The 15,200-nt window shown below is 64.9% G+C and carries 12 protein-coding genes; 4 read left to right on the top strand and 8 right to left on the bottom strand.

What is annotated here, in order from left to right:
* Positions 1-31 precede the first annotated feature (31 nt).
* Complete coding sequence (locus U7114_RS15315; RefSeq protein WP_323057843.1) at positions 32-1,534, bottom strand: amino acid permease; 1,503 nt, start codon at positions 1,532-1,534, stop codon at positions 32-34.
* Positions 1,535-1,753: 219 nt separating this feature from the next.
* Here U7114_RS15315 and U7114_RS15310 point away from each other — a divergent pair, with 219 nt between their 5' ends.
* The gene (locus U7114_RS15310) at positions 1,754-2,422 is read left to right on the top strand and encodes a TetR/AcrR family transcriptional regulator (RefSeq protein WP_323057842.1); all 669 of its coding nucleotides are present in this window, start codon (positions 1,754-1,756) and stop codon (positions 2,420-2,422) included.
* 88 nt (positions 2,423-2,510) lie between these two features.
* Complete coding sequence (locus U7114_RS15305; protein WP_321215072.1) at positions 2,511-3,347, top strand: alpha/beta hydrolase; 837 nt, start codon at positions 2,511-2,513, stop codon at positions 3,345-3,347.
* A gap of 81 nt (positions 3,348-3,428) precedes the next feature.
* Here U7114_RS15305 and U7114_RS15300 read toward each other — a convergent pair whose 3' ends face one another.
* From U7114_RS15300 to U7114_RS15275, 6 genes are all read right to left on the bottom strand, one after another.
* Positions 3,429-4,904 (bottom strand): DHA2 family efflux MFS transporter permease subunit, encoded by a 1,476-nt coding sequence (locus tag U7114_RS15300; RefSeq protein ID WP_323057841.1) that lies wholly within the window; start codon positions 4,902-4,904, stop codon positions 3,429-3,431.
* Between the two features lie 137 nt (positions 4,905-5,041).
* The gene (locus U7114_RS15295) at positions 5,042-5,608 is read right to left on the bottom strand and encodes a type 1 glutamine amidotransferase domain-containing protein (RefSeq protein ID WP_157239724.1); all 567 of its coding nucleotides are present in this window, start codon (positions 5,606-5,608) and stop codon (positions 5,042-5,044) included.
* 141 nt (positions 5,609-5,749) lie between these two features.
* Positions 5,750-7,579 (bottom strand): glycoside hydrolase family 13 protein, encoded by a 1,830-nt coding sequence (locus tag U7114_RS15290; protein WP_323057840.1) that lies wholly within the window; start codon positions 7,577-7,579, stop codon positions 5,750-5,752.
* Entirely contained in the window at positions 7,576-8,385 is an 810-nt protein-coding gene (locus U7114_RS15285; RefSeq protein WP_323057839.1) for a sugar ABC transporter permease, read from the bottom strand. Before U7114_RS15285 ends, U7114_RS15290 begins: the two co-directional genes overlap by 4 nt.
* A gap of 119 nt (positions 8,386-8,504) precedes the next feature.
* Positions 8,505-10,121, bottom strand: a complete 1,617-nt coding sequence (locus U7114_RS15280) for an ABC transporter permease subunit (RefSeq protein ID WP_321215068.1) — start codon at positions 10,119-10,121, stop codon at positions 8,505-8,507.
* An 81-nt stretch (positions 10,122-10,202) separates the two neighbouring features.
* The gene (locus tag U7114_RS15275; protein WP_323057838.1) at positions 10,203-11,483 is read right to left on the bottom strand and encodes a sugar ABC transporter substrate-binding protein; all 1,281 of its coding nucleotides are present in this window, start codon (positions 11,481-11,483) and stop codon (positions 10,203-10,205) included.
* Between the two features lie 233 nt (positions 11,484-11,716).
* On the opposite strand from U7114_RS15275, the gene U7114_RS15270 reads away from it, so the two are divergent.
* Both U7114_RS15270 and U7114_RS15265 read left to right on the top strand, forming a co-directional pair.
* On the top strand, positions 11,717-13,477 hold the full coding sequence (locus U7114_RS15270; protein ID WP_323057837.1) for a glycoside hydrolase family 13 protein: 1,761 nt from the start codon (positions 11,717-11,719) through the stop codon (positions 13,475-13,477).
* Positions 13,456-14,484, top strand: a complete 1,029-nt coding sequence (locus tag U7114_RS15265) for a LacI family DNA-binding transcriptional regulator (RefSeq protein ID WP_321215065.1) — start codon at positions 13,456-13,458, stop codon at positions 14,482-14,484. The genes U7114_RS15270 and U7114_RS15265 overlap by 22 nt, the downstream gene beginning before the upstream one ends.
* Here U7114_RS15265 and U7114_RS15260 read toward each other — a convergent pair.
* A complete protein-coding gene (locus U7114_RS15260) occupies positions 14,481-15,101 on the bottom strand; it encodes a helix-turn-helix domain-containing protein (RefSeq protein WP_323057836.1) in 621 nt (206 codons plus the stop codon). The two genes, U7114_RS15265 and U7114_RS15260, sit on opposite strands and share 4 nt — an antisense overlap.
* Between the last annotated feature and the right edge of the window lie 99 nt (positions 15,102-15,200).

The raw sequence follows: 15,200 nt of genomic DNA, 5'->3' as shown, positions 1-15,200 counted from the left end.
GTTCCGCAAGCCGGGGTGGAGCTCCGGTGCGTCAGGCCTTCGAAGCCAGGTTCCGGCGTCGGACCCACATCCCCAGGAGCAGGACGACGGCGACCATCAGCGGCGCTGAGTAAAGGAGGAGTCCGTTTTCGCCGGAGGGGTCGTAGACCTCCGGACGCGGCCAGGCAAGGTTGACCACCATGACGGCGCCGTAGAGGACGGCGAGGATGTTCACCGGGAGTCCCCAGCGGCCCAGCGAGAACAGTCCTTCAGGCAGCGCCTGCCCCACCCGGTTCCAGTCGCCGCGGAGCCTGTTGACGAGCTGCGGCACGGTGACCAGGAGGTAGGCGATGTAGACCATGACGATGCAGACGCTGCAGAGGGTGGTGAACAGGGCGGCGTTGCCAACGTTGATGGCAAGGACGCCGACGGCCAGGGCGCCGATGGCGATCGACGGCCACATGGGCGTACCCCGGGTGGGGTGGACTGTCGACAGCAGGGCGGACGCGGGCAGCTTGCCGTCGCGTGCCATGGAGAACACCAGCCGGGAACCGGCGGTCTGGATGGCCAGGGTGCAGACGAAGATGGCGATGGCCACGTCCACCAGCAGGACCTTGCCCCAGAATGTGCCCAGGACGGCGGTGAGGACGTAGGGCAGGCCCTCGGTGGCAAGGCGGCCGTCGTCGAGGCTTGGGGCGGCCATCAGGGCCGTGATGATCATCAGGGCGCCGCCGATGCCCGAGATGAGCAGGGCGGAAAGAATGGTGCGCGGCGCTGTCCGGCGCGGGTCCTTGGTTTCTTCCGAGAGTTCGCCGGCGGAGTTGAAGCCCACCATCACGTAGGCGGCCATCAGGCCGGACACCAGGAAGGCTCCCACGGCGCCGAGCTCGGACGTCTGGAGCACGGTGGTGTCCGCAACAACCTCAGGTCCGCGCTGGGCTGCGCTGATGAGGGCGAGGATGACGGCCACGACGCCGACGATCTCGCAGGTGACGCCCACCGAGTTGACGTGGGCCATCAGCTTGACGCCGAGCGAGTTGATGATGGTGGTGGCCACCAGGAGGACGGCACCGAGGATGACGGCGTTGGCCGCTCCGCTGACGGTGTTGAGCGCGGGGTCACCGCCAACTATCTGGAAGCCGTCCCAGAGCTGGGGCAGCACCACCTGCAGGGCGATCGCGGCGGCGGCGGCTGTCACCACCTGGGCAATGGCCATGAACCAGCCGGCGAACCAGCCCACTCCCTCTCCCCCGACGCGGCGGGCCCACTGGTACACGGCTCCGGACAGCGGGTAGCGGGCGGCGAGTTCCGCGAAGTTGAGGGCAACGAGGAGCTGGCCCACCAGTACCACCGGCCAGGTCCAGAAGAAGGCCGGCCCCGCGAACGAGTAGCCGAAGGCGAACAGCTGGAAGATGGTGGTGAGGATCGAGACGAAGGAAAAGCCGGCGGCAAAGGAAGCGTAGCGGCCGAGTTTCCGGTGGAGGGTGGGTTCGTAGCCAAGGGACGTCAGATCCGCGTCGTCCGCGTGGACGGCGGGAGCAATGGTTGAGGTCATCGGATTCTCCGGGGGCTGGAATGGCGGGGGCCGCCGGTTCTGCAGCACTCGGCCGAAAGCTGCGGAATACCGGTCACTTGATAGTTTTCCAGCGCGATGTCCCCAACGAGTTTCGCCTCTGTAAAAGGCGCATGGACATCTTGTTTCCACGGTATTTCCGCCTCCTCACCTCCGCCCGGGGTGGCGAAGGCGTACCCGCCCGGGTGCAAGAATGATGCCGTGACTTCAGCCGGACCGGGACGCCCCCGCAGCCAACAGCCCTCCAGGCCAGGGGCGACTGCACGGGACGAAATCCTGGATGCGGCGGCCGAGCTTTTCACGACGCACGGCTTCGCCAACACCTCCACCCGGTCCATTGCCGACGCTGTGGGGATCAGGCAGTCGTCCCTGTACCACCACTTCAAAACCAAGGACGACATCCTCGAGGACCTGCTGGAGGGGACCGTGCTGGGCGGGCTGAAGTTTGCCCGCGCGGTGGCCGACCTGCCCCCCGGTGAGGGGACACCGGGAAGCCGGCTTCACGCCGTCGCCCTTTATGACGGCACGCAACTGTGCAGCTCCCGCTGGAACCTCGGAATCCTGTACCACCTGCCCGAAACCCGCGGCGGCCGGTTCGCGCGGTTCCTGGCGGACCGGCAGGAACTGCGGAACCTGTACGGGGAACTGGGCGCGGCCGTGTCCCCGGCGGGTCCTGCCGCAGCTTCGGGGAACCCGGGAGACCTGGCGTTCCGCCTCGTCGAATCCCTGGTCAACCTGCGGGCAGACGGACTGGCAACATCGGAATCTCCGCTCCAGGCGGCCGACGCGGGGCTCATCCTCTGCGGGCTGGCCGAAGAACTCCCTGCCATCCGGGAGCAGAGCGCAGTGCTCATAGGACAACTGGGCTGACCATCCCGGCGCAGGCCGAGGCGAAAATGTCTCCAGGGGTGCAGCGCGCGTGATGCTTGCCTTCAGGTTGCTCAGCTAGGCTCGGAACATGACGCGTGAGAACATCAGGACCCCCGACGGCGGCACGCTGGAGCTCTTCTCCACGGGCACGGAACTCGCTTCCGCCGGTTCGGGCGTTGTTATTGTCCCGCCTTCCATGGTGACCGCAGCGGACTACACGAAGTTTGCGCAGAAGCTCAGCGCGGCCCTGGGCCGTCCGGTGCACACGTTCAACCGGCGCGGCCGCGGTTCGTCATCGCCCCAGCCGGAGGACTACACGCTGGACGTGGACATCCGCGACCTGGACACGGTCATGAAACACACCGCGAGCACGGACGTCTTCGGCCACAGCTTCGGCGGGGCCGTTGCCCTGCACGCGGCGCGGACCCTGCCGGTGGAGCGGCTGGCCGTGTACGACCCCGCGGTCTCCGTGAACCACAGCGTCAAGGCTGACTGGACGGCCGAGTACGAGCGGGCAGCTGCCGCCGGCGACGATGACCGCGCCCTCGCCGTCCTGCAGCGCGGGCTTGAAGCCGGGGGCTCGTTTTCGTCCCGCATGCCGCTCTCGATGCTGACGCTCGCCAACAAGCTCACGGCCGGCACCACCGAGGGCAGGCAGCAGCGCGAGCTGATGCGCACCGGCGTCCGGGAAATCAAGGCCATCATCGCGGCGGACATGCCGGCCGAGCCGTTCCTGGCACTGCCGCTGGAAACCCTGATCGTGGTGGGCGAAAAGAGCCCGGCGTACTTCGGCGTGGCCTGCGGCCAGATCCACGACGTCCTCTCCGGCTCCAGCTACACGATCCTCCCGGGCCTGGGCCACGACGGCGTCATCAAGGCCCCGGACAGGCTCATCAAGGTGCTCGCGGACTTCTTCGCCGGCTAGCCCAAGTAGGTAGCGCCAAGTGTCGTTTTGAGCGGTCAAAACGACACTTGGCGCTACTCAGTTGGGCAGGCCGGGGGCGGGTTAGTGGGCGGCGTGACCCGGCCCGGCACCTTCGGTCTTGCGCATCATCGCGGAAAGTACGACGGCGGCAAAGGCTATGACGGTTGCCGTCAGGAACGCGGCGCTCATCCCCGCCACGAGGCCGGACGCTGCCGAGACCACCGCGAAGATCGACACCAGCAGGGCTGTGCCGGCTGCGCCCGCCACCTGCTGCGTGGTGCTCATGATCGCGGACCCGTGCGAGTAGAGGTGCGGCGGCAGCGGGTTCAGGCCGGTGGTGAACGCCGGCGTGAACAGCAGTGCCAGGCCAAAACTCAGCCCCACGTGCAAGGTGACGATCCACGCAACGGACGTGCCGGCGTCGAGCATGGAAAACTGCCACAGGGACAAAACCATCAGGATGGAACCCGTGACGGTCAGCGGCAGCGGCCCCACTTTGTCGAACAGCCGGCCGATGACCGGGCCGAGCAGGCCCATGGCAAGGCCACCGGGCAGCAGGGCCAGTCCTGTCTCAAGGGAGCCGAGGCCGCGGATTTCCTGCAGGTAGAGCGGCAGCAGGATCACGCCGCCGAACAGCGCCATCATGGCCACCACCATCAGCAGGACCGAGACAGTGAACATGCGGAAGTTGAAGGCGCGCAGGTCCAGCAGCGGGGCTTCGGCCTTCTGCAGCCGCACCTGGCGAAGCACGAACACGGCGAGGCTGGCGACGCCGATCACCAGCGCGGCGATGGCGGGCGCTCCCGGAGCGGCCTGGCCGCCGTGGCCGCCGCCGATCTGGCTGAGCCCGTAGACCAGCCCGCCGAACGCGGGGACGGTCAGGAGGACCGAGAGGAAGTCGAGCCTGGTCTTCTCCGTCTCCCCCACGTTGGTCAGGTACTTCGCGCCGATGGCGAGCGCCACGAGGGCCACCGGGAGGACGAACACGAACATAAAACGCCAGGTGAAATGCTCAAGGATCAGCCCGGACACCGTGGGGCCCATGGCCGGAGCCACGGAAATGGCGATGCTGACGTTGCCCATTACGGCCCCGCGCCTGGCCAGCGGGACCAGGGTGAGGATGGTGGTCATCAGCAGAGGCAGCATGATGGCCGTGCCGCCCGCCTGGACGATGCGCGCCAGCAGCAGGACCTCAAATCCGGGAGCTGCCGCGGCGAGCGCGGTACCGCCGGCAAAGAGCCCCATGGCGAGCAGGAAGACGGCGCGCGTGGAGAGGCTCTGCAGGATGAACCCCGTGGTGGGGATGACAACGGCCATGGTGAGCATGAAGCCGGTGGAGAGCCACTGGACTGTGGGCGCATCCACCCGGAGGTCCACCATGAGCCGTTGCAGGGCCACGTTCATGATGGTCTCGTTGAGGATCACCACGAAGGTGGCCACCAGCAGCGTGCTGATGATGGTCACCGATTCACGGGACATCTTCTCCGGCGCGGCAGGCCTGGTTCCATCGGTCTGGACTGACTGCCCCTTGGCGTTTGGAGAAACTTCGGTAGACATGGGTGTTCCCTCAGGGAGTGTATGGATGATGCGCGAACATGGCCGCTGCAGATGCCAACACTCTACCGGGTGGAGTAATTCCTCCGCACCGGAACTTTTTCTGAAGCCTGAGGGAACTGCCGGGGTTGGATCCGGAACTAGGCGGTCTGGCCGGCGTGCCGGCCTTCCGCGATTTCCTCAACCAGTTTGGCGTTGAAGGCGGGCAGGTCGTCCGGCTTGCGGCTGGTCACCAGGCCCTGGTCCACCACCACTTCCTCGTCGGTCCAGTTGGCGCCCGCGTTCTTCAGGTCGGTCTGGAGCGTGTGGTACGAGGTGACGTTTCGTCCGCGCAGCACGCCGGCTTCAATGAGGAGCCAGGGCCCGTGGCAGATGGAGGCCACCGGCTTGTGCTGTTCAAAGAAGCTGCGGGTGAAGCTCTGGGCATCCTTGTCCACGCGGAGGTGGTCGGCGTTGACGACGCCGCCGGGAAGCACCAGGGCGTCAAAGTCACCGGCGTTGGCCTCGGCGACGGTCAGGTCGACGTCGAACGTGTCGCCCTTCTCCGTGCCCTTGAAACCCTGCAGCTTGCCGCTCTTCGGGGCCACCAGGGTGGGCTGGCCGCCGGCGTCCTTGACTGCCTGCCACGGGCTGGTGAGTTCAACCTGCTCGACGCCGTCCGTCAACAGGAATGCGACCTTCTTGCCTGCGATGCTCTGTTCTGACATTGTTCCTCCTCGACTGAGGCCGGTCCGGCGCCTTGAGGGCACCGGACCACGCCCCGGAAGCTATTGCCTGACAGTTTCCAGCCTAGGAACACCGAAAGTGATAAGCAAGCTGAGCATTTTCTCTGCCCCGGCGCAGTGCCCTTAAGCGGACGGGTCACAGCTCCACATGGCAAAACCCGGCCCTGCGCCGGGCAGGGTGACCATTCCATCTGCCGCAGCGTGAAGGTCCGGGGTTCCTGCCAGGCCGCGCAGGCTGGTTCCGACGACCTGGGCGGGAACCCTGATGGCGGCATGGTCGGCCCGGGAGGCGTGGATCAGCACCGTTTCGTTGGCTGATTCACGAAGGAAGGCAAAAGCATCATCTCCGATTGCCAGCCACCGCAGTCCGCCCTGTCGAAGGGCTTCCGACTGTTTCCGCGTTTGGAAAAGAGCACGGGTGGTGGCCAGCCTGCCATGATCCCATTCATCCGGTTTGTCCCAGGGGAAGGGGCGGCGGCCATCTTCACCGTTCACGCCCTCCTGTCCGATCTCATCTCCCGCCCACAGCATGGGGATCCCTGGCATCGTGGCCAACAGTCCAAAGGCCACCGTGACCAGCCGCGGGTCCCCGAGCAGGGTGCTCACCCGGAACGTGTCGTGGGACCCAACAAGGTTGAGGGCGTGCGCGGCCGCGCGCCAGGGTACGGCCGCGGCGAAGTCCCGCATTGAGCCGACCACGTCTTTCCCGGAGAGCCGGGGGATGGACACGAACGGCCCTGGCTCCAGCGGTACGGCGGTTGGCGGCTTCAGCCATTGCCATACCGGGCGCGTGAAACCGGCGTAATTCATCACGCCATGCCAGCCATCCACCTGCAGGTCCTGTGATGCGTCGTGACTGTGTTCGGCCAGCAGCAGCGCCTCCGGATCGGCTTCAGCCATGGTCCGGCGCAGCGTGGTGGACACCATGTGGTTGAGGTCGGTCGTGCCGTGCCGCCCCGTCATGTTGGCGACGTCGATGCGCCAGCCGTCGAATCCGTGCGGTCCCAGCCAGCGGGCCACGACGGAATCCTCGCCCTCGTACAGGCGCCGACGCAATTCCGGATCGCTGTGGTTGAACTTCGGCAGCGATTTATGCCCGAACCAGCACACGTACTCATCAGGGTGGTTGGTGAAGAGGAAGAATCCCGCTTCGACGCTTTGCGGATCTTCAACCGCTGTCCTGAACCATTCGTGGGCGTCCCCGCAGTGGTTGGTCGTCAGGTCACCAAGCAGGCGCATGCCGCGGTCATGCAGGGCCCCGGAGAGGCGGCGCAGAGCTGCATCCCCGCCAAGCAACGGATCCACCTGGTCGAAACTGGATGCGTCGTACCGGTGGTTTGAACGGGCGGGAAATATCGGTGTCAGATACACGGTGTCGGCCCCCAAGGAGGCAATGTGTTCCAGGCGGGTGGTGATTCCGTCGAGGTCTCCGCCGAAGTATTGGTACGGAGTTTCGGGTCCCCGCCCGATCACTTTGTTTCCCCAGTCCTCGGGGATGGCCCAGTCCGGTGCCGGCCGGTCCACTGATTTTGCAAACCGGTCCGGGAAAATCTGGTAGAGGACGGCACTGTTTGCCCAGGCGGGCGGCGGGGAGTAGGCGGTGATGCGGAAGTCGCAGGCGTCCGTTACGTCGCGGGTGTGCAGGCCAGTCCCGTTGAACCACTGGTACCCGCTCGGGGATCCGTCGAGCAGCCAGCGGTAGTTCACCACCGGGTTCTCCAGCGGGAAATCAGCCTTCAGCCAGAACTCGTCCGCGTTTTGACGATCGATGCTCGTCTCAAGCAGCGCCTGTTCGCCGTCTATGCATACGCGCAGCAGTGCCTTCGTTACGCCGCTGGCGCGGGGAACCCGAAGGAACACCGTGACTGCGTCCCCCAGTTCAGGAGTGGGGTTGGAAACGTACATTGCGGAACCGTCATGGTGTGGATGGTCCCACAGCTGCGTGGCGCTCATCCCTTGACCGCCCCGGCGGTGAGTCCTCCGGTGATGAACTTTTGCAGGAACTGGAAGAGCAGGACCACGGGCAGGCTGGTGAGGAGGGCTCCTGCGGCGAACACGCCGAGGTTCCCGGACCGGTCAGCGTCGATGGTGGCGTACAGTCCGACAGCCAGGGTCTTGACGTCGTTATCGGTGAGGAAGATTGATGCCAGGACAAATTCGCCCAGCACGCCGATGAAGGACAGCAGGCCGGTGACTGCCAGGATCGGGGTTATCAGGGGGAAGATGACGCGGAAGAACACGGTGGCGTGGCCCGCTCCGTCCATGATTGCTGCCTCGTCCAGCTCCTTCGGCACCGAGTCGAAGAATCCCTTGATGAGCCACACCTGCGAGAGCGCGCCACCCATGAGCAGGAGTCCGTAGCCCAGGAGCGTGTTGAGGCCCAGCTGGGGAATGACGTCACCGATGGAAGTGAACATGAGGTACAGCGCCACTACGGCGAGGAACTGGGGGAACATCTGGATGAGGAGAAGGCTGAGCAAGCCAATTCGCCGGCCGCTGAAGCGGAAGCGCGAAAAGGCGTATGCTGCCAGGGCGCTGCACAGAATCTGGCCAAGTGTGACGACAGTACTGATGATCAGCGTGTTGGCAAACCAGCGGAGGTAAGGACGGTTGGGGTCCGTGAAGAGGGCTTCGAAATGCACGAAGCTCACTTCACGGGGAATCAGGCTGGTGGACGCCACCGTGCCCAGCGGGTTCAGCGCGGCCGAGACAATGAACAGCACGGGGAACAGGGCTACGGACACCGCCGCGATTGCCACAAGGTGACGCCATCCAACTTCTGTGAACCATCGGTTTCCCGGGTGCCTGCGGCGGGACTCCGGAGTCTTTTGCGGTTCCTGCTGGGGTACCGGAGCGAGACGTGTCTGGGCAGACGACATCAGTTCACCTCTTCCAGGGTGCGCGTGAAACGGAACTGAATTGCGGCGATGATGCCGGTGATGACGAACAGCAGCACTGACACGGTTGCCGCAAAGCCAAGCTGTGCGCCCTGCCCTCCGAAGGCCAGGCGGTAGGTGTAGCTGATCAGGATGTCAGTTGCTCCCGCCGTCGGGTTGGCGGGATCGAAGGGCCCGCCTTCGGTCAACAGGTAGATGGCGTTGAAGTTGTTGAAATTGAAGGCGAAGGTCGATACCAGCAAGGGGGCGACAGTGACCAGGAGCAGTGGGAACGTGATTTTCCGGAAGCCCAGGAATCCGCTGGCGCCGTCAATACGTGATGCTTCCTTCAGGTCTGCGGGGATCGCCTGGAGGGCTCCGGTGCACACCAGGAACATGTAGGGGAATCCCATCCAGAAGTTGGTCAGGAGGATGGCTGCCTTGGCCAGGAAGGGGTCGCCGAGCCAGTTCAGGTCCAGGCCCAAGGCGTTGTTGATCAGGCCGAAGTCTTTGTTCCAGAAGCTGGACCAGACCAGCAGGGCGATAAACCCCGGGATGGCGTAGGGCAGGATGAGGATGGCCCGGTAGAAGCGCTGGCCTTTGATCCGCGGATCGTTGAGCGCGGCAGCGAGGCCGAGCCCAAGCAGGAAAGTTCCCGCGACCGAGACCGTTGCGAAGATGAAGGTCCATGCGAAGATCTGCAGGAAATCGGAGCTGATTCTTGTGTCTGTGAAGATGCGCTGATAGTTGGCGAACCCCACATCTGCCAGCCAGGACTGGTCGGACAGCCGCTTTCCCTCTCCGTCGACGAAGTACTCCTTGTCGCCCTGCAGGACGGGTGCGTAGTCCACGCCGGTCACCGTGTTTGAGATGACATCGCGGGCTTCGTCGTATGTGAGCGGCGAGGCGCCCTCGAAGGCCTGGCGGATGCCCAGCTGCCGGATGGCGCCACGGTCAGTGGGCACCGCAAGATTTTTCAGCGCGTCGCTGGCGCTGTTGACCTCTTGGGGCGTCAGGAGCTGGTAGCCCTCGGCCGCAGTGACGAACCCGCCGCTGACGGTGACGTCGGCCGGTTCAAGCTCCCGCAGCCCGTCTCCGGGGGTGCCAAGGAACACTGATCCGCTTTTGGGCTCCACAAGCAGAAAAGCGTACGGTCCGGTCGCGGGATTTCCTTCAGTCGCCACGGAGAGGTTGTAGCGCGGCGAATCAGGGCTTTGAACGACTGAAGCGCCGATGATTTGCGAGACGGTTTCTTCCTTTGACGTCCTGGTTCCGTCACCGAAGTTGGTTGTGGACATCTGGAACGTCATCACGATGGGGTACACCAGGAAGACCACCAGGAGGAGCGCGCCGGGCACAAGGTACTTGGCAGGCACACCGCGGCCGGTGATATACGTCAGCAGCAGGATGCCGGCGATGCCCCAGACCGCCGCGAGGAAACCCCACTTTCCTGTAGCGATAAGGGCCGGGGTAAGTGCTGCGGCTGAGCCCGCAACGGTACCCAGTGCAAGGATTTTGGCAAAGAGGGACACCGGTTTGGTCGTGATGTCGCGACGGGTGCCGGGATCGTTTGCTGCAGCCGACGAGGGACGCTGCAGGCGCGTGAGTGTTTTGATCATGGGGGGTTCTCCTGGAGGTCAATCTGGGCAGCAGGGCCCAGGGGGCCGAAGACTTGTGCAACGGCCACCTGGGCCTGTTTGCTACTTGCCGATTGCAGCAGCGATGGTTTCCCGCACGGAGCGCATCGTGCTTTCCGGGTCAGCGCCCCCCACGAGGGCCGCAAAAGCCTGGCCGAGGGGGGCGAAGACAGCAGCCATTTCAGGAATGGCCGGCATGGGCTGGGCGGACTCCGCTGCGGAGGCAAACGTCTCAATGGCTGGGTTTTGGCCTGCGATTTTTTCCCTGACCGTGGTCATGGTCGGCGGCAGCTTTGCGCCTTCGAACATCTGCGTCATGCCCGCTTCGGTGTTCATCGCGTTCTCCACGAACTCGTGGGCGAAGGCTTCGTTCTTTCCTTTCGAAGCGACGTAGAAGCCCTGAACGCCGGCGAAGGGCTGGGCAGCGGCCTGTCCCTCGAAACCGGGAATGGGTGTCACCTCGAAGGGGATTCCCGCTTTTTCAACCTGGTTCAGGGCCCAAGGACCGGCAACAAGGTACGGCGCCTTGCCGTCAGCGAACAAAGAGATCGAATTGTCAACGCTGATGGAGCGCTTCAGGATGCCGCTGCCCGCTTCCCCAAGGGCGTGAATCTTCTTGGCAGCAGCGACAGAGCCTTCACCACCCACACCCAGGTCAGACGGATCAGGGTCACCCTGTGGTGTCGAACCGAAGAGGTAACCGCCCATTGACGTGTACAACGGCTGCATGTGGTAGGCGTCGCCGCTGTTCCCTTGCGGCAAGCTGAAAGGAACTTCCGCCTTCTTGGCGGCCACAGCCTCCTGTCCCTTGGCGAAGGCATCCTCCAAGGTCAGGGGCGCCTCAGGGACGATGTCTGTGTTGCGGAACAGGCCGAGGGTTTCGATTCCATACGGCAGTGCGTACACCGACTCGTTATAGGTCACAGCCTTCACTGCCGTCTCGGCGTAGCCCTTGAGCTGGTCCGGGGCAATCTGCAGCGGATCAATGGAGCCGTTCTGGACGAGATTGCCGATCATGTCGTGTGCTCCGGTGAAAACATCGGGGCCATTGCCTGCAGCATTTGCCGTCACAAGGGCGGTCTGGAACTCGCCCGAGATGACCTGGACGGCCACGCTGATGCCGTTGTCAGCCGCAAAATCCTCGGCGAATGCGCGGATCGAATCGGCCTTCAGGTTGTCCGTCCAGATCACCAGGTCGGCATCAGCCCGCTCGGGGGCGGCGGTGGACCCCGCCGCGGCCGGTGCTGATGAGGCTGCCTGCTTTGGTTCGGCACCGTTTCCGCACCCCGTAAGCAGCAGCACCGCGGTAGCGGTAACCGCGAGAGCACCCTGAATCCTACTCATTTTTCTCCTTTGAAAGCGTGCCGTTTCTCCGCGAAAGGGAGCCGGCTGGTGATTTGCGTCACCCAACTGTAAGCGCTTCCATTTTTTATTGTCCAGCCCTTCACGAAAATGGCGTCACATGCACCATTGCCTACACGGTAGGCGGCTAAGACGTGCCCCTGTCACGGGAAGCATCGGTATCAACTTCTTGGAAGCCTTTCCATTCTTGGGGCCATTGCGGCTACGATGGCCCGATGACGAACACACTTCTCCCCGTAGAGCCTGACCTCTCCGCCGCCCGCCTGGTACCCGTCCACCCGGCAGACGAAGGCTCTGAGTGGTGGCGGTCCTCGGTGATTTACCAGATCTACCCGCGCTCGTTCCGGGACCTGAACGGCGATGGACAAGGTGATCTTCCGGGCATCACAGCCGAGCTTCACCAGTTGGCCGAGCTCGATATCGACGCCGTCTGGCTGTCGCCCTTCTATGTCTCGCCGCAGCGGGACGGAGGCTACGACGTCGCCGATTACTGCGACGTCGATCCCGTGTTCGGCACCCTTGGCGACTTCGACGCCCTGGTTGCCCGGGCGGATTCCCTGGGCATCCGGGTCATCATCGACCTGGTGCCAAACCATTGCTCCTCGGACCACGCGCTGTTCCAGGCTGCATTGGCGGCAGGTCCGGGAAGCCCCGAACGGGACATGTTCGTCTTCCGGGACGGCCGCGGTGACACCGGGGAACTGCCGCCCAACAACTGGCAGTCCCACTTCGGCGGACCGGCCTGGACCCGCATTACGGAGCCGTCCGGCGAGCCGGGCCAGTGGTACGTGCACCTCTTCGATTCCTCCCAGCCCGACTTCAACTGGGACAACCCCGCCGTGCATGCCGAATTTGAGCGCATCCTGCGTTTCTGGCTCAGCCGCGGCGTTGCCGGCTTCCGGGTGGACGTGGCCCACGCCCTGGTCAAGGCGGACGGACTGCCGGACTGGCATGGACGGCCAGACGGCGTCAGCACCGAAGACTTCCCGGGCCACCTGGCGCCGATGTTCGGCCAGCCGGAAATCCACGACATCTACCGGCGGTGGCGCGAGGTCCTTGCCGAGTTCGACGGCGAGCGCATCCTCTGTGCCGAAGCAAGCATCGACCCCCTGTCCCGGCTGACCAACTGGGTCCTGCCGGACCAGATGCACCAGGCCTTCAACTTCGCGTACCTTGGCACACCGTGGGATCCCGCCAGGCTGCGTGCGGTCATTGAAAGCTCACTGCGGATGTTCGACTCCGTGGGCGCGCCCACCACGTGGGTGCTTTCGAACCACGACGTCGTCCGCCACGCCACGCGCTTCGGCATCGTCGAGCCCCCTGCCCGGCCAGGTGACGGCCTGGGCGCGGAAGACGTCCAGCCGGACGCTGAGCTTGGCCTGCGCCGTGCGGTGGCGGCGTCGATGCTTATGCTCGCGCTGCCCGGCGGCGTCTACCTGTACCAGGGTGAGGAACTGGGCCTGCCGGACCACACCACCATGGACCACACGTTCCGCCAGGACCCCTCCTTCCGGCGGACCGCCGGAGAACGCATCGGCCGCGACGGCTGCCGGGTACCCCTGCCGTGGCAGGAGGCCGCACCGGCATTCGGCTTCAACAGCACAGGTGAGTCCTGGCTGCCGCAGCCTGAGGGCTGGGCAGCATTGTCCCGGGACGCGCAGCGGCAGGACGGGTCCTCCGCCCTGTCCCTGTACACCCGTGCACTGGGGCTTCGCCGTGGCCTGAAGCTCGGCGCCGGCTCCCTGGCCTGGGTTGACGGTTTCACGTCGCCAGACTGCATCATGTTTGCCAACAACGGCGTGCTGGTGATGATGAATATGGGCGCAGAGCCGGTTGACCTGCCTCGCTTGGACATCCTGCTTAGCACGGATGGGGACGCTGCTGACCAGCGTAAGCTGGGTCCTGCGCAGTGCATTTGGCTGCGCATGGCGCCAAGCGGAACAGCAGAGGGTCAGTGGCAGGAATTAGGGACGTAGCGCGTCTGGCGGGGGTTTCACAGGCGACGGCGTCGCGTGCGTTGAGCGGCAAGGGCAGTGTTTCAAGCCGGGCCAGGCAGGCCGTGACCGAGGCAGCCAGCGAGCTTGGCTTCGTCATGTCCTACCACGCCTCAAGCCTGGCGAGCGGCCGCAGCCACAACATTGGCGTGGTGCTGCCCTTCGTCAACCGGTGGTACTTCGCCACGCTGTTGGAGGGCGCCAATTCCGCCCTGATGGATGCCGGTTACGATCTCACCCTTTACGACTTCCAGGGCGACCGGTACCGGGAATCGGTGCTGGGGGATTTCCTGCTGCGCAAACGGCTCGACGGCGTCCTGGCAGTCTCGCTGCAGCTCAACGCCCACGAGACCGAACAGATCCTCGCTGCCGGAATCCCGGTGGTGGGCGTGGGCGGCCCGCTTCCGGGGATTCCCACCCTTCGGATCGACGATGTCGAGGTGGGCCGCCGCGCAACAAACCACCTGATCAGCCTTGGACACTCCCGGGTGGCCCACCTCGGCGGCGAGCAGGAGTATGGAAGGAATTTCGAGATCTCCAGCGGCCGCCGCGCCGGATACGAGGAAGCCATGGCCGCGGCAGGACTGCCGGTCCACGAGGCGTGGTCCCTGATCTCCGACTACTCGGCGAACGGCGCGTACAAGGAGACAAAGCACCTGCTGGCGGACGCCGAGGAACGGCCGACCGCGATCTTCTGCGCCTCCGATGAAATGGCCTTCGGCGCAATGCTGGCGGCCCGCGACCTCGGGCTGCGGATCCCCGACGAGCTGTCCGTCATTGGCGTGGACGGCCACGAGATGGGCGAAATCCTCGGCCTGACCACCATCGACCAGTTTCCCCGTGACCAGGGAATGCGGGCGGTGGAGCGCCTGCTGGCGCTGGTGCAGGATGATGCGGAGACTGCCGGGCCGGCCGATGAGCTGATGGAGACCCGGTTAGTGGTGCGGTCCAGCACTTCCGCTCCCCGGACGCCGGAGCTCAGCTTCTAGCCCCTGTGGTGCTGGATCAGCCAGCCGGCCATCTGCTGCGCGCGCTTGGCGGCCTGCATGTCCCCTTCGGTGGCTGAGATGATCGAGCCCTTCATGAGGATGTGCCAGGACCGGGCAAACTCCTCCGGCCGCTGCAGCCCCGCTTCTTCGGCCAAGGCCTGCACGTGCCCGCGGATCTTTGCCAGGTAGTCGATGCTTGCCTGCCCCAGTGGATGGGCCGGGCCCATCTCGAGCAGGATGTTGATGAAGGAGCAGGCTTCAAAGTCCTCCCGGAGGAACCAGTCGCCAAACACGTCGAAGATGGCCAGCAGCTGATCGGCGGGCGTGCTTCCCCGGCGGCGGGCCTCCGAGACGATGGCGCCCACTGTCCATTGCCTGTCCCGCTGCTCCAGGAAGGCCAGGACCAGCGAATCCTTGGAGGGGAAGTGCCGGTAGAAGGTCGCCTTGGCTACCCCGGACCGTTCAATAAGCTCATTGACGCCAACATCCCGCACGCCCCGCTGGGAAAAAAGCTCATAGGCCACCGCCATGATCCGGTCCACGGAACTTGCATTGCCCTCAGTTGACGCCACCGGTGCCGGCACGGGGGTCGGAGGGACTTCTGCCTCTGGACTCATAGGATCTTCAGTCTACTGCGGAGGGAGACAGACCGGTCTTTCCCGTTGTAGTGTTTTTCCAACATGCTTTTTGACGCCGCGGAGGCCCTGACCGGCCCC

The organism is Pseudarthrobacter sp. C1, assembly GCF_034720455.1.
Taxonomy (GTDB): Bacteria; Actinomycetota; Actinomycetes; order Actinomycetales; family Micrococcaceae; genus Arthrobacter.
Note: the sequence above shows the minus strand (reverse complement) of the source record. Positions and strands in the feature narration are given on the sequence as shown.